Source organism: Pseudomonas sp. L5B5, from assembly GCF_020520285.1.
Taxonomy (GTDB): Bacteria; Pseudomonadota; Gammaproteobacteria; order Pseudomonadales; family Pseudomonadaceae; genus Aquipseudomonas.
The window spans coordinates 3897253-3919708 of the sequence record NZ_CP084742.1; the positions used below are offsets into that span (position 1 = coordinate 3897253).

Annotated in this window: 19 protein-coding genes; 13 read left to right on the plus strand and 6 right to left on the minus strand. The window is 65.3% G+C overall.

Going from position 1 to position 22456, the window contains the following annotated elements:
- Positions 1 to 11: 11 nt before the first annotated feature.
- Positions 12 to 902 carry a LysR family transcriptional regulator gene (locus LGQ10_RS17790; RefSeq protein ID WP_226522742.1) on the minus strand — a complete coding sequence of 297 codons (891 nt, stop codon included), beginning with the start codon at positions 900 to 902 and terminating at the stop codon, positions 12 to 14.
- Positions 903 to 1028: 126 nt separating this feature from the next.
- Between LGQ10_RS17790 and LGQ10_RS17795 the strand changes: the two genes are divergently transcribed.
- Together LGQ10_RS17795 and LGQ10_RS17800 are read left to right on the plus strand one after the other, a co-directional pair.
- Positions 1029 to 1769, plus strand: a complete 741-nt coding sequence (locus LGQ10_RS17795) for an SDR family oxidoreductase (protein WP_226522743.1) — start codon at positions 1029 to 1031, stop codon at positions 1767 to 1769.
- Between the two features lie 68 nt (positions 1770 to 1837).
- Positions 1838 to 2095, plus strand: coding sequence for a hypothetical protein (locus LGQ10_RS17800; protein WP_226522744.1), 258 nt, complete (start codon positions 1838 to 1840; stop codon positions 2093 to 2095).
- Between the two features lie 48 nt (positions 2096 to 2143).
- Here LGQ10_RS17800 and betT read toward each other — a convergent pair whose 3' ends face one another.
- Positions 2144 to 4105 carry a choline transporter BetT gene (betT, locus tag LGQ10_RS17805; protein ID WP_226526154.1) on the minus strand — a complete coding sequence of 654 codons (1962 nt, stop codon included), beginning with the start codon at positions 4103 to 4105 and terminating at the stop codon, positions 2144 to 2146.
- A gap of 505 nt (positions 4106 to 4610) precedes the next feature.
- The gene (gene epsC / locus LGQ10_RS17810) at positions 4611 to 5537 is read right to left on the minus strand and encodes a serine O-acetyltransferase EpsC (RefSeq protein WP_226522745.1); all 927 of its coding nucleotides are present in this window, start codon (positions 5535 to 5537) and stop codon (positions 4611 to 4613) included.
- Between the two features lie 190 nt (positions 5538 to 5727).
- Here epsC and LGQ10_RS17815 point away from each other — a divergent pair, with 190 nt between their 5' ends.
- The 11 genes from LGQ10_RS17815 to LGQ10_RS17865 all read left to right on the plus strand — a co-directional run bounded on the left by LGQ10_RS17815 (position 5728) and on the right by LGQ10_RS17865 (position 16938).
- On the plus strand, positions 5728 to 6723 hold the full coding sequence (locus LGQ10_RS17815) for a D-cysteine desulfhydrase (protein ID WP_226522746.1): 996 nt from the start codon (positions 5728 to 5730) through the stop codon (positions 6721 to 6723).
- A gap of 282 nt (positions 6724 to 7005) precedes the next feature.
- Positions 7006 to 7803, plus strand: a complete 798-nt coding sequence (gene tcyJ / locus LGQ10_RS17820; RefSeq protein WP_058434035.1) for a cystine ABC transporter substrate-binding protein — start codon at positions 7006 to 7008, stop codon at positions 7801 to 7803.
- The gene (gene tcyL / locus LGQ10_RS17825) at positions 7803 to 8468 is read left to right on the plus strand and encodes a cystine ABC transporter permease (RefSeq protein WP_058434036.1); all 666 of its coding nucleotides are present in this window, start codon (positions 7803 to 7805) and stop codon (positions 8466 to 8468) included. Before tcyJ ends, tcyL begins: the two co-directional genes overlap by 1 nt.
- A gap of 4 nt (positions 8469 to 8472) precedes the next feature.
- Positions 8473 to 9222, plus strand: a complete 750-nt coding sequence (tcyN, locus tag LGQ10_RS17830) for an L-cystine ABC transporter ATP-binding protein TcyN (protein ID WP_058434037.1) — start codon at positions 8473 to 8475, stop codon at positions 9220 to 9222.
- A 312-nt stretch (positions 9223 to 9534) separates the two neighbouring features.
- Positions 9535 to 10776, plus strand: a complete 1242-nt coding sequence (locus LGQ10_RS17835) for an SfnB family sulfur acquisition oxidoreductase (protein WP_058434038.1) — start codon at positions 9535 to 9537, stop codon at positions 10774 to 10776.
- Positions 10777 to 10815: 39 nt separating this feature from the next.
- Positions 10816 to 12015: an SfnB family sulfur acquisition oxidoreductase gene (locus LGQ10_RS17840; protein WP_058434039.1), complete on the plus strand. Its 1200-nt coding sequence runs from the start codon at positions 10816 to 10818 to the stop codon at positions 12013 to 12015.
- Complete coding sequence (locus LGQ10_RS17845) at positions 12015 to 13382, plus strand: LLM class flavin-dependent oxidoreductase (protein ID WP_226522747.1); 1368 nt, start codon at positions 12015 to 12017, stop codon at positions 13380 to 13382. The genes LGQ10_RS17840 and LGQ10_RS17845 overlap by 1 nt, the downstream gene beginning before the upstream one ends.
- 191 nt (positions 13383 to 13573) lie before the next feature.
- Positions 13574 to 14383, plus strand: a complete 810-nt coding sequence (locus LGQ10_RS17850) for a MetQ/NlpA family ABC transporter substrate-binding protein (RefSeq protein WP_226522748.1) — start codon at positions 13574 to 13576, stop codon at positions 14381 to 14383.
- A 1-nt stretch (position 14384) separates the two neighbouring features.
- Positions 14385 to 15506, plus strand: coding sequence for a methionine ABC transporter ATP-binding protein (locus tag LGQ10_RS17855; protein ID WP_226522749.1), 1122 nt, complete (start codon positions 14385 to 14387; stop codon positions 15504 to 15506).
- Positions 15496 to 16140 carry a methionine ABC transporter permease gene (locus tag LGQ10_RS17860; RefSeq protein ID WP_226522750.1) on the plus strand — a complete coding sequence of 215 codons (645 nt, stop codon included), beginning with the start codon at positions 15496 to 15498 and terminating at the stop codon, positions 16138 to 16140. Before LGQ10_RS17855 ends, LGQ10_RS17860 begins: the two co-directional genes overlap by 11 nt.
- Positions 16141 to 16311: 171 nt before the next feature.
- A complete protein-coding gene (locus LGQ10_RS17865) occupies positions 16312 to 16938 on the plus strand; it encodes a class I SAM-dependent methyltransferase (protein WP_226522751.1) in 627 nt (208 codons plus the stop codon).
- Between the two features lie 100 nt (positions 16939 to 17038).
- Here LGQ10_RS17865 and LGQ10_RS17870 read toward each other — a convergent pair whose 3' ends face one another.
- The 3 genes from LGQ10_RS17870 to LGQ10_RS17880 are packed head-to-tail and all read right to left on the minus strand — an operon-like array spanning position 17039 to position 22268.
- Positions 17039 to 20110, minus strand: a complete 3072-nt coding sequence (locus tag LGQ10_RS17870; RefSeq protein ID WP_058435771.1) for an efflux RND transporter permease subunit — start codon at positions 20108 to 20110, stop codon at positions 17039 to 17041.
- Positions 20107 to 21177: an efflux RND transporter periplasmic adaptor subunit gene (locus tag LGQ10_RS17875; RefSeq protein WP_058435772.1), complete on the minus strand. Its 1071-nt coding sequence runs from the start codon at positions 21175 to 21177 to the stop codon at positions 20107 to 20109. The genes LGQ10_RS17870 and LGQ10_RS17875 overlap by 4 nt, the downstream gene beginning before the upstream one ends.
- Positions 21174 to 22268: an efflux RND transporter periplasmic adaptor subunit gene (locus LGQ10_RS17880; protein WP_058435773.1), complete on the minus strand. Its 1095-nt coding sequence runs from the start codon at positions 22266 to 22268 to the stop codon at positions 21174 to 21176. Before LGQ10_RS17880 ends, LGQ10_RS17875 begins: the two co-directional genes overlap by 4 nt.
- Positions 22269 to 22456: the final 188 nt, after the last annotated feature.

Consider the following 22456-nt stretch of genomic DNA (forward strand, 5'->3'; position numbering starts at 1 on the left):
CGGACACCCGCTCACTCAGCGTCGGCGAACACCTGGACCAGCCAGTCGACGAACACCCGTACCCGCGCAGAGAGTTGACGGTTATGGGGGTAAACCACCGATACCGGCATCGAGGGCGGCGGCGTATCACTGAGGATCTCGCACATCAGCCCCTGGGCGAGCGCTTCGGCCACGTGGTAGCGCGGGCACTGGATGATGCCCAGCCCTGCCAGGGCCGAGGCGCCGTAGATCTGGGCGCCAAACACCGAGAGCGCGCCGTCGAGGGCGATGTGGCGAAGCTTGCCGGCGACCAGGAACTCGAAGGGCAGCGGCCCGCTGGCGCTGCGCGAGACATAGTTCACAGCCCGGTGCCGGGACAGCTCCTCCAGGTTCCGGGGCTCACCATGACGAGCCAGGTAGGCGGGGCTTGCACAGGTCACCTGGGCCAGGTTCGCCACCCGCCGGCCGATCAGCGAGGAGTCGCCCAGGGTTCCGGCACGCAGTACGCAATCCACGCCTTCGGCGATCAGGTCGACGAAGTGATCGGCCTCGCTGATGGCCAGCTCGATCTGTGGATAACGCTGCATGAACTGCCCCAGGGACGGGATCACGAAATGCCGGGCCAGGGTGCCGTGCATGTCCACCCGCAAGCGTCCATGGGGCTCAACGGTGCGAAACGCCAGTTCGGCTTCTTCCAACTGCGCCAGCAGTTGCACGCAACGCGGGTAGTAGGCTTCGCCGTCCAGGGTCGGCCGCACCCGCCGGGTACTGCGCTCCAGCAGCCGAGTGCCGAGCCAGGCCTCGAATTGATTGAGGGTGTGGGTCAAGGTCGCCCGAGGCAGGTTCAAGTCATCGGCGGCCAGGGTGAAGCTGCTGCGCTCGTAGATCCGCACGAACACTTTCATCGCTTTGACTTGATCCACAGGCACCTCCGCAGGCGAGATTGTTGGCGTTCCTTGAACAGTCAAGGCAACTCTGGCGTATTTATCCACAGGGGTAAATCGGTGAATCTGCGGTCATTCCCCGCCACCTGTACAAGGACATCCGCCATGACCGCCCAACCCTTCAAAATCGCCATCGTCACCGGAGCCTCACGGGGCATAGGTGCGGTGATCGCCCGCCAACTGGCCGAGAACGGCTATGCGGTGACGATCAACTATGCGAGCAATGCCGAGGAGGCCTCCAGGCTGGTGGAGCAGTTGCGCCAGGCCGGCCACCAGGCCATCGCGGTCAAGGCCGACGTGGCCGACGCCGCCCAGGTACGCCAGCTGTTCGAAACCACCGAGGCCCAATGGGGCAAGATCGATGTGCTGGTCAACAATGCCGGCATTCTCAAGGTCCTGCCGCTGGCCGAGCACAGCGACGAGTTGTTCGACCGCACCTTTGCCATCAACACCCGGGGCACCTTCAATACCCTGCGCGAGGCCGCCGCCCGCCTCAACGACGGCGGACGCATCGTCAACTTCTCCAGCAGCACCGTGGGCCTCAACTTGCCGGGCTACGCGGTGTACATCGCCAGCAAGGCGGCAGTGGAATCCATGACCCAGGTGTTCGCCAAGGAACTGCGCGGACGCAATATCACGGTCAATGCCGTGGCACCGGGGCCGGTGGCCACCGAGCTGTTCCTGCAGGACAAGAGCGAGGAGCAAGTGCGGCACTTCGCCAAGCTGCCGCCGCTGGAGCGCCTGGGGCAGCCACAGGACATCGCCGACATCGTCGCCTTCCTGGTGAGCCCGGCGGCCACCTGGGTCAACGGCCAGGTACTGCGGGCCAACGGCGGGCTGGTTTGACGCCTATGCTGGAGGCCAGGGCCACCGGACTCTTCTTCGGTCAATCGGCATGCGCCAGGAGCTGCCCCATGCACACCACCATCGTGATTGCCTTCGGCCTGCTCCTGCTGGCCCTGGTGCTGTATATCGGCGAACGGCTGGGCTTCAGCCGCCAGATCCTGGCTTATGCCTTCTGCGGGCTGTGGCTGGCGCTGAGCGTGCTCAACGGGGTGGTGGGGGTGGTCAGTACCGGACAAGGCTGGCACTCGGAGCTGGCGCTCGGCGGCCTGGTGTTCGCCCTGCCGGTGGCAGCCCTGGGGCTGTACCTGGCCATGAACGGCGCCTGAGCCGCAGGCCGGGAGCCAACAGGCAACTCCCGGCCGGCAGGCCCTGGTTCAGCGCACCAGGTGCAGGAACTGCATGTGGCGTTCGTACTGGTCGAGGATGTCGTTGATGATCTGCTCCTTGCTGTAGCCCATCAGGTCGTAGTCCTGGCTACCCTCGGACAGATGCACCTCGGCGCGATAGTAACGACGATTGCGCAGCTCTTTCGGGCCCATGCCGCCACGGGCGAAGGACGGCGTGAAGTAACCGCGCATCTGCACCTGGTAGATGAACGGATGCTGGTCGCCGTGGCCGATCTCCAGGCTGACGCTGTCGTTGGCCGGATCAGGCTGGGTGACCACGTTCAGGCCCTTCTCGACGAACACCGCCGTCACCTCCTCGATGGCCGGACGCACGGTCTGGTCGAGGAAGCGATACACCTCGTCCCGCGACGGGAAATGCACCGCCTGGCTCAAGCGCTGGCGCCAACCACCACGGCCCCGGCGCGAGGCCGACACCGGCGCCAGGGAATGCAGCTGGGCGATGCGCTTCTGCGACTCCATGTAGAACGCCTTGTGCAGGCCCCACATCATCAGCAGCAGGATCAGCGAGAACGGCAGCGAGGTCAGGACCACCGCCGACTTCAACGAGTCGACGCTACCGGCGAACAGCAGCCCGCTGGTGACCAGGGCGGTCATCGCGCCCCAGAACACCCGTAGCCATTTCGGACCGTCTTCGTCGGCATTGCCGCCCCGGGCCGACAGGGTCGAGAGCACCACCGTGCCGGAATCCGCCGAGGTGACGAAGAACACGAAGCTGATGAACACCGTGACCGCGATCACGGTCTTGCTCCAGGGGTAGGTTTCCAGCAGCAGGTAGAGGGTCATCGACGGGTTGTCGATGGCCGACATGCCCAGGGCGCTCATGCCGTGGTTGAGCACCTGGTCGATGGCGCTGTTGCCGAAAATCGACATCCAGGCCAGGGTGAAGCCCAGGGGAATCAGCAGCACGCCGAAGACGAACTCACGGATGGTCCGACCCCGGGAAATCCGCGCGATGAACAGGCCCACGAACGGCGACCATGCAATCCACCAGGCCCAGTAGAACACCGTCCAGCCACCCAGCCAGTCGCTGGGCTTGTCATAGGCATAGACGTCGAAGCTCTTGGCCGGCAACGCTCCCAGGTAATCCCCCAGGTTCTGGATCAGGGTGTTGAGCAGATGCTGGGTCGGGCCGGCGAACAGCACGAACAGCAGCAGCGCCACCGCCAGCAGCATGTTGATGTCGGACATCACCCGCACGCCCTTGTCGACCCCGGACACCGCGACGAGGATGGCCGCGCCCATCATCAGGGTGATCAGCAGCACCTGGATCCACTGGGTGTGGGCGATGCCGAACAGGTAGTCGAGGCCGGAATTGAGGTGCAGCACACCAAAACCCATGTCGGCGCCCAGGCCGAACACCGTGGCGATGATGCCGAAACCATCCACCGCATAACCGATGGGACCGTTGATGCGCTTGCCGATCAGCGGGTACAGCGCCGAGCGCAGGGCCAGCGGCAGGTTATGCCGGTAGGCGAAATACGCCAGGGCCATGCCGACGAAGGCGAACACCCCCCAGCCATGCAGGCCCCAGTGCAGGAACAGCAACTGCATGCCCTGGCGTGCCGCCTCCACCGTGCCGGCCTCGCCCTTGGGCGGCTGGAGCATGTGGGTCAGGGGTTCGGAAACGCAGAAGAAGAACAGGGTGATGCTGATCCCGGCGGCGAACAGCATGCCGGCCCAGGACAGGTAGCTGAACTCGGGCTCGTCGTGGTCGGCACCGAGCTTGATCTTGCCGTAGCCGGACAAGGCGGTGACCACCACGAAGATCAGGTACAGGGTCATGGCGAGCATGTAGTACCAGCCGACCGTGTTGGCTGCCCAGTTCTGCGCGGCCAGCAACCAGGCACCGGCCTGTTCCGGCAGGCTGATCACCACCACGCCGAAGATCAGGATGAAGCTGGCGGCGAAATAGAACACCGGGGGATTCATGCGAACCGGACTGTTCGCGGGGACGGACGATGCACTCATGGATGGTGCACCTCGAAGGGGTGAAACATGGCTGAAATGTACGGACTCAGCAAAGGCAAGCCTCCTGTTGTGAGCGGGCAGCGAACCACCGGTTTAACTTGAACAAGCGTTCAAGTTAAACATGGATAAGGGGTTCAGGACCAATTGCAGGGCTCAGCGGTACTGTCAGTACGCTAGCTCAAGGAAGGGTATGACGTATGCCGGGCGCAATCGTTCAGCAGAAAAGACGCCGCAGGCTGTGTACGGCGGTTGATCGTCAAGCAAGGTCCTGCGGACCTTTTCGCAGCCTCGCAGCCTCGCAGGCTCGGCAGCGGCTACAAGAAGCGGGTGCAGCGGGAGGCATGGGCACCTCTGTAGCCGCTGCCGCAGGCTGCGCTAGGCACCGAAGGGGCCTCGGCGGTGGAGGGATCGCCGGCGAGCCTGCGGCTCGTTCGCAGCCTTCGGCAGCGACTACAGAGGGCCTGCCCTACTTCTGCGAACCGTCGTCGTGCTGCAGGTTGGCCTGGGTCAGGTTGCAGCCGGCCGGCACGCTGCGGGTCAGCCAGACGTTGCCGCCGATGGTCGAACCCTTGCCGATGGTGATGCGCCCCAGGATGGTCGCACCGGCGTAGATCACCACGTCGTCCTCGACGATCGGGTGGCGCGGATGGCCCTTCTGCAACTGGCCATCCTCGTCCGCCGGGAAACGCTTGGCCCCCAGGGTCACCGCCTGGTAGATGCGCACGCGCTCGCCGATGATCGCGGTCTCGCCGATTACCACGCCAGTACCGTGGTCGATAAAGAAGCTCTTGCCGATCTGCGCCCCCGGGTGGATGTCGATACCGGTGGCCGAGTGGGCGATCTCCGAGCTGATCCGCGCCAGCAACGGCAGCCCGGCGCCATACAGGTGGTGGGCCAGCCGGTGGTGGATCACCGCCAGGATGCCGGGGTAGCACAGCAGCACTTCATCGACGCTGCGGGCCGCCGGGTCGCCGTGATAGGCCGCCAGCACGTCGGTGTCCAGCAGCACGCGCAGGCCCGGCAGGGCCAGGGCGAAATCCTGGATCAGGCGGATCGCCCGCGCGTTGACGTCAGCGTCCGCCTCGCCGTTCTGCCGGGCCACATAACGCAGCTCCAGGCGCGCCTGGGCAAGCAACGCATTGAGCGCCGCGTCCAGGGTATGGCCGACGTAGAAATCCTCACTCTCCTCCCGCAGGTCCACCGGCCCCAGGCGCATGGGGAACAGGGCGCCGCACAGGGCCTCGAGGATCTCGGCCATGGCCGCCCGCGACGGCAGCTCGCGACCGCCCTGCTCGCCGCTGACCCGACCGTTGCGGGTACGCCAATGATCACGGGCATCGCGCAGTTGACCGACGATGCTCTGCAATTGCCAATGGCTGGAACGCTCGCTCACGATAAGACTCCTAGACTCGGGCGGCCGGACTGTCAGGCCGCGCAAACGGCGATCACTTTACGCCCGGTCACCGCCACGCTTAAGAACTAATTGTGCGCACTCAAGCACTTTTTTGCATAAGCGATCGGCGGTTGCCCGGCCAAATATGGCTGCCTATAGTCGTTGCACCTTCCCTGTTCCGTGCGGACTCATGATCAAACAACAGCTCGCCCGTTTCGACCGCCTCGACCTGCTCGGCCATGCCACCGCCCTGGAAAAACTCCATCGCCTGTCGGCCTGGACCGGCCGCGACATTTACATCAAGCGCGACGACACCACGCCCCTGGCCATGGGCGGCAACAAGCTGCGCAAGCTCGAGTACCTGGCGGCCGATGCCCTGGCCCAGGGCGCCGACACCCTGATTACCGCCGGCGCCATCCAGTCCAACCACGTACGCCAGACCGCGGCCCTGGCCGCCCAGCTGGGCCTGGGGTGCGTGGCCCTGCTGGAGAATCCCATCGGCACCGACGACGCCAACTACCTGGGCAACGGCAACCGCCTGCTGCTCGAACTGTTCGACGCCAAGGTCGAGCTGGTGGACAACCTCGACCAGGCTGACGAACAGCTCCAGGCCCTGGCCGCACGCCTGCGCAACAATGGCAAGAACCCCTACCTGGTGCCCATCGGCGGCTCCAACGCCCTGGGGGCCCTGGGCTACGTGCGCGCCGGCCTGGAGCTGGCACAACAGATCGAGGACAGCGGCCAGCGCTTCGCCGCCGTGGTCCTGGCGTCCGGCAGCGCCGGGACCCACAGCGGCCTGGCCCTGGCCCTGGGCGAGGTGCTGCCGCAACTGCCAGTGATCGGCGTCACCGTCTCGCGCAGCGAGGAAGACCAGCGGCCCAAGGTCCAGGGGCTGGCCGAACGCACTGCCCAACTGCTGGGCGTGCCGTTGCCGCAGAGTTTCAACGTGCAGCTGTGGGACGAGTATTTCGCCCCGCGTTACGGCGAACCCAACGCCGGCACCCTGGCTGCAGTCAGGCTGCTGGCCAGCCAGGAAGGCCTGCTGCTGGACCCGGTGTACACCGGCAAGGCCATGGCCGGCCTGCTGGACGGCATCGGTCGCCAACGTTTCGACGAGGGGCCGATCCTGTTCCTGCATACCGGTGGCGCCCCGGCGCTGTTCGCTTATGCCGGGGCCTTCGCCTGAAGACAGAGACAGCAAAAGACAGCGGCAAAGGCGAGCGCCCTGCGCTCGTGCGCAGCTTGCGGCAGCGGCTACAAAAGGCGGACTTTATATTCCTCAAAGAAATATAAATGTGAATTTATATTATTTTTACATCTATAAAAGGCCACTTATAGTCGCGTCGCAGGCGAATTTGCCGGGAGACGCATACGCTGCATTTAGGGCAGGATAAAACCTGCGTTCCGGCTCACCGATCGACCTGCATTTCCCATCCGCATCGTGCATAAGAAACCACAGGGGCTTGTCATGAATCTTTCCGTACTGCGTCGCAATCTGCTGATTGGCACACTGGGCCTGGCCCTCGGTGCCGGGGTGATGGGGCAAGCGGTTGCCGGCGAGCAACTGCAGAAGATCAAGGACGCAGGCGTGATCAGCGTCGGCCTGGAAGGCACCTATCCACCTTTCAGCTACGTCGACGAAAACGGCAAGCTGACCGGCTTCGAAGTGGAGTTCTCCGAGGCCCTGGCCAACAAGCTCGGGGTCAAGATCAAGCTGCAGCCGACCAAGTGGGACGGCATCCTCGCGGCCCTGGAATCCAAGCGCCTGGACGCCGTGGTCAACCAGGTGACCATCTCCGAGGAACGCAAGAAGAAGTACGACTTCTCGACGCCCTACACCATCTCCGGCATCCAGGCCCTGACCCAGAAGAAGGACGAGGGCAAGTTCAAGACCGCCGCCGACCTGGCCGGGCACAAGGTCGGCGTGGGCCTGGGCACCAACTACGAGCAATGGCTCAAGGAAAACGTGCCCAACGCCATCATCAAGACCTATGACGACGATCCGACCAAGTATCAGGACCTGCGTGTAGGCCGTATCGAAGCCATCCTGGTGGACCGCCTGGCCGCCTTCGAACTGATCAAGAAAACCAAGGACACCCTGGTCGTCTCCGGCGAACCCTTCTCCCGCCAGGAAGCTGGCGTAGCCTTGCGCAAGGGCGAACCGGAACTGCTGGCCGCGGTGAACAAGGCCATCGAGGAACTGCGGGCCGACGGCACGCTGAAGAAACTCTCCGAGAAATACTTCAACGCTGACGTTACCCAATAATGGAAGCAGGCCTGCAACTGGCGCTGGACTCGGCGCCCTTCCTGCTCAAGGGCGCGTACTACACGGTGATCCTGAGCCTGGGCGGCATGTTCTTCGGACTGCTGCTGGGCTTTGGCCTGGCCTTGATGCGCCTGTCGCGCCTGGCCCTGGTCAGCTGGATCGCCCGGATCTACGTGTCGTTCTTTCGCGGCACGCCGCTCTTGGTGCAGCTCTTCGTGATCTACTACGGCCTGCCGCAACTGGGGATCGAGCTGGACCCATTGCCCGCGGCGCTGATCGGTTTCTCCCTGAACATGGCGGCCTACGCCTGTGAAATCCTCAGGGCCGCCATCGGCTCCATCGAGCGTGGCCAGTGGGAAGCCGCCGCCAGCATCGGCATGACCCGGGCCCAGGCCCTGCGCCGGGCGATCCTGCCGCAAGCCATGCGTACCGCCCTGCCGCCTTTGGGCAACAGCTTCATTTCCCTGGTCAAGGACACGGCCCTGGCCGCCACCATCCAGGTCCCGGAACTGTTCCGCCAGGCGCAGCTGATTACCGCCCGGACCTTCGAAATCTTCACCATGTATCTTGCCGCCGCTCTGATCTACTGGGTTCTGGCCAGTGTGCTCGCGCACCTGCAGAACCGGCTGGAAGAGCGGGTCAATCGGCACGACCAGGAGTCTTGAAGCCATGATCGCGGTGGAAAAACTGACCAAGCAGTTCAAGGGCCAGACAGTGCTCAATGGCATCGACCTGGAGGTCAAGGAAGGTGAGGTAGTGGCCATCATCGGCCCCAGCGGCTCGGGCAAGACCACCTTCTTGCGCTGCCTGAACTTCCTCGAGGAGCCCACCAGCGGCCGAGTCCGCATCGGTGACATCGCCATCGACAGCAACGTCCCGCTGGGCCAGCAGCAAGGGCGGATCCGCCAACTGCGCCAGCAAGTGGGTTTCGTGTTCCAGAACTTCAACCTGTTCCCCCACCGCACCGCCCTGGAGAACGTCGTCGAAGGCCCGCTGGTGGTGAAGAAGACCCCACGCGAGCAAGCCCTGGCCCTGGGCCGCACGCTGCTGGCCAAGGTCGGCCTGGCGGGCAAGGAGGACGCCTACCCGCGGCGCCTGTCCGGCGGCCAGCAACAGCGGGTGGCGATCGCCCGGGCCTTGGCCATGGAACCCAAGGTGATCCTGTTCGACGAACCCACCTCGGCCCTCGACCCCGAGCTGGTAGGCGAAGTGCTGGCTACCATCCGCAGCCTGGCCGAAGAAAAACGCACCATGGTCATCGTCACCCACGAAATGAGCTTTGCCCGCGACGTGGCCAACCGAGTGATCTTCTTCGACAAGGGGGTGATCGTCGAGCAAGGCGAAGCCAAGGCCCTGTTCGCCAATCCCCAGCAAGAGCGCACCCGGCAGTTCCTCAGCAAGTTCCTCACCTCGGCCTGAGCCCTGCCCCATCTCCACGGCCGCTGCGCGCCCATGCGCAGCCTGCGGCAGCGGCTACACACGCCCCGATACCCACACGCCCCATCCCCGCCTGACGTATACGTAACCCTCTTCTATGCATATTCCTATAAGTTAGTTTATTTAATTTTTATCCACGTTTAGGGTATATGCCACCGGACCACCGGACATTCTTGATTCTGATTTCGCCGCATGACGCGGCCTATCCAAAAGATGTGAGGTAGGTATGGTCCGGAACACAATCACCCCAGTGCAGATCGCCAGGGCATTGCGTGCAGCCAAGGAGCGGCACTGATGTCCAGTCTGGTAGAAGCACAGGTCCAGAGCGACCTGGATATTGCCCCCCTGTTGCTGCCCGCACAGGTCTTGCTCAACGACGCCCAGGCCCTGCAGGCCGCCCATGAACTGGCCGATGCGGCCCGCCAGCAGGCCGCCCAGCGCGACCGCCAGCGCAAGCTGCCCTGGGCGCTGGTCGAACAGTTCACCCGCAGCGGCCTGGGCAGTATCGCCATCCCCCGTGCCTATGGCGGGCCCCAAGTGTCCTACGTGACCGTGGCCGAGGTCTTCGCGATCATTTCCGCGGCCGACCCGGCCCTGGGGCAAATCCCGCAGAACCAGTTCGGCATCCTCAACCTGATCCTCGGTTGCGGCACCGAACGGCAGAAGAAGCAACTGCTGCAAAGCGTTCTCGAAGGCTGGCGCATCGGCAATGCCGGCCCGGAACGCGGCACCAAGAACACCCTGGAACTCAAGGCACGGATCAGCGCCGACGCCGACGGCCCTGTACTCAATGGCCAGAAGTTCTACTCCACTGGCGCACTGTTCGCCCACTGGGTGGCGGTCAAGGCGCTCAACGACGACGGGCGCCAGGTACTGGCCTTCGTCCGCCGCGGCACCCCGGGGCTGCGCATCGTCGACGACTGGTCGGGCTTCGGCCAGCGCACCACCGCCAGCGGCACCATCGTGCTGAACAACGTGCGGGTCGACGCCGAGCTGGTGCTGGACAACTGGCGGATCAACGACACGCCGAACATCCAGGGCGCCGCCTCGCAACTGATCCAGGCCGCCATCGACGCCGGCATTGCCCGCGAGGCGCTGGCCGATGCCATCCGTTTCGTCCGTGAACGTTCACGCCCGTGGATCGACGCCAACGTCGAACGGGCCAGCGACGACCTGTATGTGATCGCCGACATCGGCAAGCTGCAGATCGAACTGCACGCGGCCGAGGCCCTGCTGCGCAAGGCCGGCCAAGTGCTGGATCAGGTCAACGCGGCGCCGGTCACCGCCGAGTCGGCAGCCCGCGCTTCCATTGCCGTGGCCGAAGCCAAGGTGCTGACTACCGAGATCTCGCTGCTGGCCAGTGAAAAGCTCTTCGAGCTGGCCGGCAGTCGCGCCACCCTCGCCGAGTTCAATCTCGACCGCCACTGGCGCAACGCCCGGGTACATACCCTGCACGATCCGGTGCGCTGGAAGTACCACGCCGTGGGCGCCTATCACCTGAACGGCACTTTGCCGGCCCGTCATTCCTGGATTTAACCGCCCAGAACGCTTTTGACCAGATCTCTGGAGAAACACATGAGCCTCTCTCAACACGTCGCGGTCATCACCAGCGACGAGCAAGCCCTGATTGTCGCCAGCGACCTGGCGGAAGATTTCAAGCGTGACAGTGCCCTGCGCGATCGCGAACGGCGCCTGCCGCACCCGGAACTCGAAGCGTTCACCCGCTCCGGCCTGTGGGGCATCAGCGTGCCCAAGGAATACGGCGGCGCTGGCGTGTCCAACGTGACCCTGGCCAAGGTCACCGCACTGATCGCCGAGGCCGATGCCTCCCTGGGACAGATCCCGCAGAACCATTTCTACGCCCTCGAAGTGTTGCGGGTGAACGGCAGCGAGCAGCAGAAGCAACGGCTGTACGCCGAAGTCCTGGCGGGCCGGCGTTTCGGCAATGCCCTGGCCGAACTGGGCACCAAGACTTCTCACGATCGCACCACCCGCCTGAGCCGCGACAGCAACGGCCAGGGCCATCGCATCGACGGGCGCAAGTTCTACGCCACCGGTGCCATCTACGCCCAGCGCATTCCCACCTCGGTGGTGGATGAAGACGGTGTCCAGCAGCTGGCGTTCGTCCCCGCCGACAGCCAGGGCCTGAGCGTGATCGACGACTGGAGCGGTTTCGGCCAGCGCACCACCGGCAGTGGCTCGGTGGTGTTCGACAACGTGGCGGTGGACGCGGCCGACGTGGTGCCGTTCCAGAGTGCCTTCGAGCGCCCGACCCCGGTCGGTCCCCTGGCACAGATCCTCCACGCCGCCATCGACACCGGTATCGCCCGAGCCGCCTACGAAGACGCCCTGCGCTTCGTGCGGACCAGGAGCCGGCCGTGGATCGATTCCGGCCTCGACAAGGCCAGCGACGATCCACTGACCCTCAAGAGTTTCGGCCACTTGAGCATCCGCCTGCACGCCACCGAGGCCCTGCTGGAGCGGGCCGGGGAATTCCTCGACCGGGCCCAGGCCCAGACCAACGCCGACACCGTGGCGGCCGCGTCCATCGCCGTGGCCGAGGCCCGGGCCCTGAGCACCGAGATTTCCCTGGCCGCCGGCAGCACCCTGTTCGAACTGGCCGGCAGCCAGGCGACCCTGGCCGAGCACGGCCTGGACCGTCACTGGCGCAACGCCCGGGTGCACACCCTGCACGATCCGGTGCGCTGGAAGTACCACGCCGTGGGCAACTACTACCTCAACCAGCAGAACCCGCCACTGCGGGGGACCATCTGATGAGCCTCCCTGGCACCACCAAGAAGAAGATCCTGCTCAACGCGTTCAACATGAACTGCGTCGGGCACATCAACCATGGCCTGTGGACCCACCCGCGGGACAACTCGACCCAGTACAAGACGATCGAGTACTGGACCAAACTGGCCCAGCTGCTGGAGCGCGGGCTGTTCGACGGGCTGTTCATCGCCGATATCGTCGGGGTCTACGACATCTACCAGGACTCGGTGGACGTGACGCTCAAGGAGTCGATCCAGCTGCCGGTCAACGACCCGCTGCTGCTGGTCTCGGCCATGGCCGCCGTCACCAGGAACCTTGGTTTCGGCCTCACCGCCAACCTCACCTACGAGGCGCCCTACCTGTTCGCCCGGCGCCTTTCCACCCTCGACCACCTGAGCCGTGGCCGGGTCGGCTGGAACATCGTCACCGGCTACCTGGACAGCGCCGCCCAGGCCATGGGCCTCAAGGAGCAGATCGAGCACGACCGTCGCTATGACCAGGCCGACGAGTACCTGGAGGTGCTGTACAAACTCTGGGAAGGCAGCTGGGAGGATGACGCAGTGCTCAATGACCGCGAGCAACGCATCTATGCCCAGCCGGGCAAGGTGCACAAGGTCGAGCACCAGGGCGAGTTCTACCAGGTCAGCGGCTACCACCTGTGCGAACCGTCACCCCAGCGCACCCCCGTGTTGTTCCAGGCCGGCAGCTCGGACCGCGGCCTGCTGTTCGCCGGGCGCCATGCCGAGTGCGTGTTCATCAGCGGGCAGAACAAGGCCGCGACCAAGGCCCAGGTGGACAAGGTCCGCGCCAGCGCCGTGGCTGCCGGGCGCAACCCCGAGGACATCAAGATTTTCATGGGCCTGAACGTGATCGTCGGCGAAACCGAGGAGCTGGCCTGGAAGAAGCACGCCGAGTACCGCAGCCATGCCAGCGCCGAAGCCGGGGTGGCGCATTTCTCTGCTTCCACCGGGATCGACTTTGCCCAGTACGAGATCGACGAACCTATCCAGTACGTGAAGAACAACGCCATCCAGTCGGCCACCAAGCACCTGCAGAACAACGACTGGACCCGGCGCAAGCTGCTGGACCAGCACGCCCTGGGCGGCCGCTACTTCACCGTGGTCGGCTCGCCGCAGCAGGTGGCCGACGACCTGGAATCCTGGATCGCCGAGACCGGCCTGGACGGCTTCAACCTGACTCGCATCGTCACCCCGGAAAGCTATGTCGACTTCATCGACCTGGTCATCCCGGAACTGCAACGGCGCGGGTCCTACAAGACCGCCTACGACGAAGGCACCCTGCGCGAAAAGCTCTTCCACCAGGACCGCAAGCTGCCCGAACGCCACACCGGCGCGGCCTACCGCCGCTAACCACCCGGTGGCGAGGGAGCTTGCTCCCGCTGGCTTGCGAAGCAAGCCCAACCCCAGACGACTCGGTACGCCTGCAACACCGCATCGCCTGGATCCGGGGCCGCTTCGCAGCCCAGCGGGAGCAAGCTCCCTCGCCACACCAGCAGCAAATTATTCAACCTCCTCATTCGGATTGACTGGAAGTAAGCACCATGAAAACCAAACGCCTGCGCCACCCGGTCAAAGCACTGGCCCTCGCCCTCGGCCTGTTCAGCAGCAGCGTCTTCGCCGCCGAACCGCCGCTCAAGGTCGGCACCACCGCCGCCTTTGCCATTCCCCTGGAGGCCGCCGTCGCCGAAGCCGGCAAGCAAGGCCTGAAGGTGGAACTGGTGGAGTTCACCGACTGGATCGCGCCCAACGTCAGCCTGGCCGCCGGCGATATCGACGTGAACTACTTCCAGCACATTCCCTTCCTGGAAAACGCCAAGGCCGCCGCCGGTTTCAACCTGGTGCCCTTCGCCCCGGGGATCATCAACAACGTCGGCCTGTATTCGAAGAAGTACAAGAGCTTCGACGAACTGCCCACCGGGGCCAGCGTGGCCATCGCCAACGACCCGATCAACAGCGGACGCGGCCTGCAGCTGCTGGCCAAGGCCGGGCTGATCAGCCTGAAGCCGGGGGTCGGCTACAAGGCCACCGAAGAAGACATCATCGCCAACCCGAAAAAGATCAGGATCCTCCAGGTCGAAGCCGTGCAACTGGTGCGCGCCTATGACGATGCCGACCTGGTCCAGGGCTACCCGGCCTACATCCGCCTGGCCAAGACCTTCGACGCCGGCTCGGCGCTGCTGTTCGACGGCCTGGACCACAAGGAATACGTGATCCAGTTCGTGATCCAGCCCAAGAGCAAGGACGATCCGCGCCTGATCAAGTTCGTCGATATCTACCAGCACTCGCCTGCCGTGCGTGCCGCCCTGGACCAGGCCCACGGCAAGCTCTACCAGGCCGGCTGGGAAGGTTGAGATGACAGTCGCCACACGCAAGCTCCCACTCCCCGAACCCGCCCCCCACAGCGCCGAACGGACTGAACTGCATCCCGAACTGAACCGCGCCCAGGTGCGTTTCATCGGCCTGGGCAAGACCTATCAGGGCCAGCAGGGCCCGGTGCAGGCCCTGCACGGCATCGACCTGTCGATCCAGCGCGGCGAGGTGTTCGGCATCATCGGCCGCAGCGGTGCCGGCAAGTCGTCGCTGATCCGCACCATCAACCGCCTGGAACAACCCACCAGCGGCCGGGTGCTGATCGACCAGGTGGACATCGGCGAGTTCGACGAAGACCGCCTGGTAGCCCTGCGCCGACGCATCGGCATGATCTTCCAGCACTTCAACCTGATGTCGGCCAAGACCGTGTGGCACAACGTCGAGCTGCCGCTGAAAGTGGCCGGGGTGCCCAAGGCCCAGCGTGAGCGCAAGGTGCGCGAGCTGCTGGAACTGGTGGGCCTGGCAGACAAGCACAAGGCCTACCCGGCACAGCTGTCCGGCGGCCAGAAGCAGCGGGTGGGCATCGCCCGGGCCCTGGTCCACGCCCCCGAGATCCTGCTGTGCGACGAAGCCACCTCGGCCCTGGACCCGGAGACCACCCAGTCGATCCTCGGCCTGCTGAAAGAGATCAACCAGCGCCTGGGCCTGACCATCATCCTGATCACCCACGAGATGGCGGTGATCCGCGAGATCTGCGACCGGGTGGTGGTGCTGGAGCACGGGCGCATCGTCGAGCAGGGGCCGGTCTGGGAAGTCTTCGGCAACCCGCAGCACGAGGTCAGCAAGACGCTGCTGGCCCCCCTGCAGCACGGCCTGCCGCCAGAGCTGCAAAGCCGCCTGCACAGCCAGCCGACAGCCGATGCCGCACTGGTACTGAGCCTGCGGTTCACCGGCGCCCAGCATCAAGAGCCGGACCTGGCGGCGCTGTTCGTCGCCCTGGGCGGCCGCGTGCACCTGCTGCAAGGCGGGGTGGAACGCATCCAGGGCCACGCCCTGGGGCAACTGCTGCTGGCGGTCCAGGACTCGCCCCTGGACGCCGAAGAACTGCGCCAGCGCGCAGGGCATTGGGCCCAACAGGTGGAGGTACTGGGTTATGTGGTTTGAACGCTTGCTCCAGGGGGCTCTCGACACCCTGCTGATGGTCGGCGCGTCGTCGTTGATTGCGCTGCTGGCCGGCATTCCCCTGGCGGTGATCCTGGTCACCAGCGGCAAGGGCGGGATCTATGAGGCGCCTGCGCTGAACCGCGCCCTGGGGGCCTTCGTCAACCTGTTCCGCTCGATCCCGTTCCTGATCCTGATGGTGGCGCTGATCCCCTTCACTCGGCTGATCGTCGGCACCACCTATGGCGTGTGGGCCGCGGTGGTGCCCCTGACTATCGCCGCCACGCCGTTCTTCGCGCGGATCGCCGAAGTCAGCCTGCGGGAGGTCGACCACGGCCTGATCGAGGCGGCCCAGGCCATGGGCTGCCGGCGCTGGCACATCGTCTGGCACGTGCTGTTGCCCGAGGCGCTGCCGGGGATCGTCGGCGGCTTCACCATCACCCTGGTGACCATGATCAACTCTTCGGCCATGGCTGGAGCCATCGGTGCCGGCGGCCTGGGGGACATTGCCTACCGCTACGGCTACCAGCGCTTCGACAGCCAGATCATGCTCACGGTGATCGTGCTGCTGGTGATTCTGGTGGCCGCGATCCAGCTGGGTGGCGACCGCCTGGCGCGGCACCTCAACAAGCGCTGACGCACCTGAAGGCCCTGCGGGCCTTGGCGCAGCCTCGCAGGCTCGGCAGCGGCTACAGCGACGCAGGCACACAAGACCCGCTTCGTGTAGCCGCTGCCGCAGGCTGCGCACGGACGCGCAGCGACCGCAGGTGTATATTCGGCCGGTCCCTCCCACAAGCCGCCTGCCGCCATGAAACTCGCTCCCGACGATCTCGAAGCCATCACCGCAACCACCCTTGGCCACTACAACCAGGTCGCCGAGGACTTTCGCCAAGGCACCCGCGACCACGATGTGAGCCAGAACATCGACGCCCTGCTGCGGCATATCCAGGGCTCGGCGCCGTTCACCGTGCTGGATTTTGGCTGCGGCCCCGGCCGCGACCTGCAAACCTTCACCCGCCTGGGCCATGTGGCCGTCGGCCTAGACGGCAGCGAGCAGTTCGCCCGGATGGCCCGGCAAGACAGCGGTTGCGAGGTCTGGCAGCAGGACTTCCTCAAGCTCGACCTGCCCCCCGGGCGCTTCGACGGCATCTTCGCCAACGCCGTGCTGTTCCATATCCCCCGCCAGGAACTGCCGCGGGTGCTCACGCAACTGCATGCCAGCCTCAAGGACGGCGGCGTGCTGTTCAGCTCCAACCCCCGGGGCGACAACCAGGAAGGCTGGAACGGCGCCCGCTACGGCGCCTACCACGACCTCGCGACCTGGCAGGCGCTGCTCACCGAAGCGGGTTTCATCGAACTGGAACACTACTACCGTCCTGCCGGCCTGCCCCGGGAACAACAACCCTGGCTGGCCAGCGTCTGGCGCAAGGCCTGACAAACACCACCGCCTACTGACTACCAGCAGGAGCGAGGCTTGCCCGCGATAGCGATGCGCCTGCTGCGCCGCCATCGCGAGCAAGCTTCGTTCCTACGGATCACCGGCTGTCCTGGTCCGACTTCGGCTCCTTGATCTTGTACCAGGCCACGTAGAGCGCCGGCAGGAACAACAGGGTCAGCAAGGTGGCCACGATGATGCCGCCGATCATGGCGTAGGCCATCGGCCCCCAGAACACTTCCCGGGCGATCGGGATCATGCCCAGGCTGGCCGCAGCCGCCGTCAGCAGGATCGGCCGCCGACGATGGTGGGTGGCTTCCAGCACCGCATCCCAGGGTTCGTAACCGTCCTTCTCGTAGTCGTCGATCTGGGTCACCAGGATCACCGAGTTGCGGATGATGATGCCGATCAGCGCCAGGATCCCCAGGATCGCCACGAACCCCATGGGCGTCCCGGTGGGCACCAGGGCCAGGACCACGCCGATCAACCCCAGCGGGGCCACGCTGGCCACCAGGAACAGCTTCTGCACACTGTGCAGCTGGATCATCAGGAAGGTCGCCATCAGGAACAGCATCAGCGGCACCACCTTGGCGATCGGCCCCTGGGCCTTGCCGCTCTCTTCCACGGTACCGCCGGTGGCCACCGAGTAGCCGGCCGGCAGGCCGGAGGCGAACGTGTCGATGGCCGGCTTGAGCTGCTTGACCAGGTCGGTGGGCTGGATCTCGTCGCGCACCGCCGCCTTGATGGTGATGGTCGGCTTGCGGTCGCGACGCCACACCAGCGGTTGCTCCAGTTCATAACGCACGCTGGCGAAGGCCAGCAACGGGATCGAGGTGCCGCTGGGGGTGACGATCTGCAGGTTCTGCAAGGTGTCTGGGGAGCCACGCTCGCTGTCGTCGGCGCGACCGACCACGTTGATCAGGTAGATGTCGTCATGCACCTGGGTCACGGTGGAGCCGCTGACGATGCCGTTCATCAATTGCGCCACGTCCTCCGAGGACAGGCCCAGTTGCCGCGCCTTGTCCTGAGCGATGTCGATGCGCAGCACTTTTCCCGGCTCGTTCCAGTCGTAGATGATTTCGCCGATGTGCGGGTTCTTGTCCAGTTCGGCGGCCAGCTCGATGGCATGCTTGCGCACCTGGTCGATGTCCTTGCCGCTGACCCGGTACTGGATCGGCCGCCCCACCGGCGGCCCCATTTCCAGGGCCTGGACGTAGCTGCCGATGCCGACGTAGTCCTGGCGCAGGCGCTTCTGCAAGCGCTCGATCAACGCGCCGCGCTGCTCCAGGCCCTTGCTGACGATCACCAGCTGGGCGTAGTAGGGGTTCTGCAGTTGCTGGTCCAGGGGCAGGTAGAAACGAATCGCGCCTTCACCGATGTAGGTGCTCCAGCGCTCGATGTCCGGGTCGTCCTTGAGGGTCGCCTCCAGGCGGTCCACCGCCTTGCGCGTCTCGTTGATCGAGGCGTTCTGCGGCAGGTTCAGGTCCACCAGGATCTCCGGCCGGTCCGAGGACGGGAAGAACTGGTTCTGCACGAAACGCATGCCGAACACCGAAGCGACGAACAGCAGCACGGTGATGCCGATGGCCCACCAGCGGTTGCGCATGGCCCACAGCAGGCCGCCGTTGAAGGCACGACCGACACGGCCAGGCTCTTCGGAGTGGGGTTTGACGTCGGTGCTCAGGATATGCACGCCGATCACCGGGGCGAACAGCACCGCGACGATCCACGACACCAGCATCGCCACCGCGATCACCGCGAACAGGGTGAAGGTGTATTCCCCGGCGGAGCTGGCGTTGAGGCCGATGGGCACGAAGCCGGCCACCGTCACCAGGGTCCCGGTGAGCATCGGGAACGCAGTGGAGGTGTAGGCGAATGTCGCCGCCTGCTCCTTGCTCTCGCCCTTCTCCAGGCGCGTGACCATCATCTCCACGGTGATCATCGCATCGTCCACCAGCAGGCCCAGGGCGATGATCAAGGCCCCCAGGGAAATGCGCTGCATGGTGATGCCGCTGTACTCCATGAACACGAAGACCATGGCCAGCACCAGCGGGATCGAGCAGGCCACCACCAGCCCGGCGCGCACCCCGAGGCTGATGAAGCTCACCACCAGGACGATCACCACCGCCTCGAACAGCGCGCTGGTAAAGCCACCCACCGCCTCCTCCACCACCTCGGCCTGGTCGGAGACCTTGTGCACGCCCACCCCTACCGGCAGGTCGGCGGTGAGCTGGTCCATGCGCGCATGCAAGGCCTTGCCGAAGTCCTGGATATTGCCGCCCTTCTTCATGGCGATCGCCAGGCCAATGGCCGGCTGGCCGTTGAAGCGGAACAGCGGGGTCGAGGGGTCGACATAACCACGGCTGATCTGGGCGACATCCGCCAGCCGATAGAAGCGGTCGTTGAGCCGCAGGTTGACCGTGGCCAGGTCCTTCTCCGAGGCGAACTGCCCCGAGGTGCGCACCGAAATCCGCTCCGGCCCGGCCTCGATCACCCCGGCCGGGGTCACCGCGTTCTGCGACTGCAGGCTCTGCAGTACCTGGCGCTGGTCGATCCCCAGGGCCGCCAGCTTGCGGGTGGAGAAGTTGAGGTAGATCACCTCGTCCTGCTCGCCGACCATCTCCACCTTGCCCAGGTTCGGCACCTCGCGAATCTGCGCCCGCACCTGCTCCACGTAGTCGCGCAGCTGACGCATGGTCAGGCCATCGGCGGTGAAGGCGTAGATGGAGCCGAACACATCGCCGAACTCATCGTTGAACCCCGGGCCCTGCAAGCCCTGGGGAAAGTCGCCACGGATGTCGTTGATCTTCTTGCGCACCTGGTACCAGATGTCGGGGATGTCCTTGCCGCTGGTGGTGTCGCGCAGGTAGACGAACACCGTCGACTCGCCTGGCCGGGTATAGCTCTTCACGTAGTCCAGGGAGTCGAGTTCCTCGAGCTTCTTCTCGATGCGGTCGGTGACCTGCTTGAGGGTTTCCTCCTGGGTCGCGCCCGGCCAGCGGGTCTGGATGACCATGGTCTTGATGGTGAAGGACGGGTCTTCCTCGCGCCCCAGGTTCATGTACGAGAACACGCCCATCAGCAACGCCACGAACATCAGGTACCAGACGAAGGACTGGTGCTTGATCGCCCACTCGGACAGGTTGAAGCTCCCTTTGGTGGCAGGCGTCATTGAGTACGGTCCTCGTCGATTTTGACTTTCTGCCCCGGCTTGAGGCTGTTGACCCCGGCGCTGACGACCCGCTCGCCAGGCTGTACGCCCTGGCTGATCAGCACTGAACCCTGGTCGCGGCTCAGTACCGTGACCTCACGGGGCGAGACGGTTGCGGCCTTGGGGTCGATGACCCAGATCCGGCTCTTGCCCTCCACCTCCTGCAAGGCGCTCAGCGGCAGTTCGGTACGCGGGGCGATGGCCGAGCTCAGGGTCACGCTGATGGCCGTGCCCAGGCGGAAGGCCTCGGGGGTGTCCTTGAGCGTCAGGCGGGCCCGACGGGTACGGGTTGCGCTCTGGGCCTGGGGCTCGATCTCGCGCACCGTGGCCGTGGTGCTGATGCTCGGGTCCAGTTGCGCCGCGACCTTGAACACCACATCCGCCGGCAGCTGGTCCACCAGGTTCGCCGGCAGGTCGATCACTGCCTCCTTGATCTCCGGCCGGGCCAGGGTCACCACTTGCTGGCCGGCGGTGACCACCTGCCCGGCCTCGGCATTCCAAGCGGTGACCACGCCACCGTGGTCGGTGTGCAGTTCGCTGTAGCCCAACTGGTCCCGGGCCTGGCGCACCGAAGCCCGGGCCTGCTCCAGGGATGCACCGGTGGTCTTCATGTCGGTCTGGGCCAGGTCCAGCTGGGCCTGGGCGCCCACCCCGCGATCGAACAGCTCCTGCTGGCGCCGGGCATTGGCCTGGGCATTGATCCACTGGGCCTCGACCCGGGCCAGGTCGCCCTGGGCCGTGCGCAACTGGTTCTGCTGGTCAGTGGGGTCCAGGGTCGCCAGCAAGTCGCCCGGCGCCACCTCGGCTCCGACATCGACATTGCGCTTGGCGATGCGGCCCGGCACACGGAAGCCCAGGTTGGTTTCATAGCGAGCCTGGATGTTGCCGGCAAAACGCCCCAGGCTCTCCTCGGATTGCGGCGCCACCTGGATCGACAGCACCGGGCGCACCGGCTCCGGCGCCGGCTCCTCCTTGGAACAACCTGGCAACAGCAAGGCGACACTCCACAGCAAGGCCAGGCGCTTCATGGCTGCCCTCCCTGCTCGGCAGTCTGGTCGGCGATTTCCACCTGCACTCCCGGATGCAGCAGTTGCCCGCCGGCCACCACCACCTGCTCGCCCCCCTTGAGGCCGTCGCTGATGATCACCTTGCCGGTCAGGTAGCGCCCGACCTTGACCTTGTGCAAGGTGGCCTTGCCGTCATCGCCCACCAGCCATACCGCCGGTTCGCTGAGGTCCTTGGTCAGCGCCGCCCAGGGCAACAGCACGCTGGCCTTGGCATGGGCCCGGGCAGTGGCGCTGACCACCGAACCCAGCTCCATGCCCGCCGGCAACGAGTCGAGCTTGACCTTGACCTGAACCGTGCCGCTCTGGGCCGAGACCACCGGGGTCACTTCGCGGACCGTGCCGGTGGTGGCCACCTTGGGATTGTCCAGCAGGGTGATGTGGATGATTTCCTGGCCGGGGGGCTGCATCAGCAACGACTCGTAGACATTGAACACCGCATCGCGCTCACCATCCTGGGCCAGGCTGAAGATCGGCTGGGTCGCCTGCATCACCTGGCCCACTTCGGCCTGGCGGGCGGTGATCACCCCCGGGGCCTCGGCCACCAGTTCGGTGTAGCCCAATTGCTCGCGAGCATTGGCCAACTGCGCCTGGGCCGCGCTCAGGGCGCTCTGGCTACTGCGCAAGGCGGCCTGGGCCGAGTCGTATTCACTCTGGCTGGTGTAGCCCTTGGGCAGGAGTTTCTGCTGGCGGACGAAGGCTGCGCTGGTCTGCTTGACCCGCGCCTGTTCGGCAAACACCGCGGCATTGGCGGAATCGACGTTGGTCTGCAAATCCTTGGGATCGAGCCTGGCCAGCACTTGCCGGGCCGCGACCCGGTCGCCGACATCCACCAGGCGCTGGATGATCTTGCCGCCAACGCGGAACGACAGCTCGGTCTGCACCCGCGCCTGGACATCGCCGGTGATGGTCACTGAAGCGGCGAATTCGCTGTTCTGCACCGCCTGGATACGCACCCGCGGATGGTCCTTCTCCGTTGGCTGCTCCGCGCCACATCCCCCCAGCAGGGCCAACAGGCTCAGCCCCACCATCCACCTCGTATCGAGACCAGCCATGCAGGCTCCTTGTGCTTGTTCGTCGCGCCAGTGACGTTACGACTGTGAGCTTAGAACAGGGTTCAACCCTTGCACGGGCCCAGCACCTGCGGCCACGGCCTCGCTTGGTGTAGCCCCTGGCGCAGGCTGCGCATGGGCGCGCAGCGACCACGATGTACGACCTCGAGCCCGTGCACTTGAAGGCCCTG

Coding starts and splice junctions, on each gene's coding strand:
- LGQ10_RS17875 (WP_058435772.1), bottom strand. CDS start 21,177: ATGAAGCGCCTGGCCTTGCTGTGGAGTGTCGCCTTGCTGTTGCCAGGT.
- LGQ10_RS17850 (WP_226522748.1), top strand. CDS start 13,574: ATGAAAACCAAACGCCTGCGCCACCCGGTCAAAGCACTGGCCCTCGCC.
- LGQ10_RS17845 (WP_226522747.1), top strand. CDS start 12,015: ATGAGCCTCCCTGGCACCACCAAGAAGAAGATCCTGCTCAACGCGTTC.
- LGQ10_RS17815 (WP_226522746.1), top strand. CDS start 5,728: ATGATCAAACAACAGCTCGCCCGTTTCGACCGCCTCGACCTGCTCGGC.
- tcyL (WP_058434036.1), top strand. CDS start 7,803: ATGGAAGCAGGCCTGCAACTGGCGCTGGACTCGGCGCCCTTCCTGCTC.
- betT (WP_226526154.1), bottom strand. CDS start 4,105: ATGAATCCCCCGGTGTTCTATTTCGCCGCCAGCTTCATCCTGATCTTC.
- LGQ10_RS17860 (WP_226522750.1), top strand. CDS start 15,496: ATGTGGTTTGAACGCTTGCTCCAGGGGGCTCTCGACACCCTGCTGATG.
- tcyJ (WP_058434035.1), top strand. CDS start 7,006: ATGAATCTTTCCGTACTGCGTCGCAATCTGCTGATTGGCACACTGGGC.
- tcyN (WP_058434037.1), top strand. CDS start 8,473: ATGATCGCGGTGGAAAAACTGACCAAGCAGTTCAAGGGCCAGACAGTG.
- LGQ10_RS17870 (WP_058435771.1), bottom strand. CDS start 20,110: ATGACGCCTGCCACCAAAGGGAGCTTCAACCTGTCCGAGTGGGCGATC.
- LGQ10_RS17865 (WP_226522751.1), top strand. CDS start 16,312: ATGAAACTCGCTCCCGACGATCTCGAAGCCATCACCGCAACCACCCTT.
- LGQ10_RS17855 (WP_226522749.1), top strand. CDS start 14,385: ATGACAGTCGCCACACGCAAGCTCCCACTCCCCGAACCCGCCCCCCAC.
- LGQ10_RS17835 (WP_058434038.1), top strand. CDS start 9,535: ATGTCCAGTCTGGTAGAAGCACAGGTCCAGAGCGACCTGGATATTGCC.
- LGQ10_RS17840 (WP_058434039.1), top strand. CDS start 10,816: ATGAGCCTCTCTCAACACGTCGCGGTCATCACCAGCGACGAGCAAGCC.
- LGQ10_RS17880 (WP_058435773.1), bottom strand. CDS start 22,268: ATGGCTGGTCTCGATACGAGGTGGATGGTGGGGCTGAGCCTGTTGGCC.
- LGQ10_RS17800 (WP_226522744.1), top strand. CDS start 1,838: ATGCACACCACCATCGTGATTGCCTTCGGCCTGCTCCTGCTGGCCCTG.
- LGQ10_RS17795 (WP_226522743.1), top strand. CDS start 1,029: ATGACCGCCCAACCCTTCAAAATCGCCATCGTCACCGGAGCCTCACGG.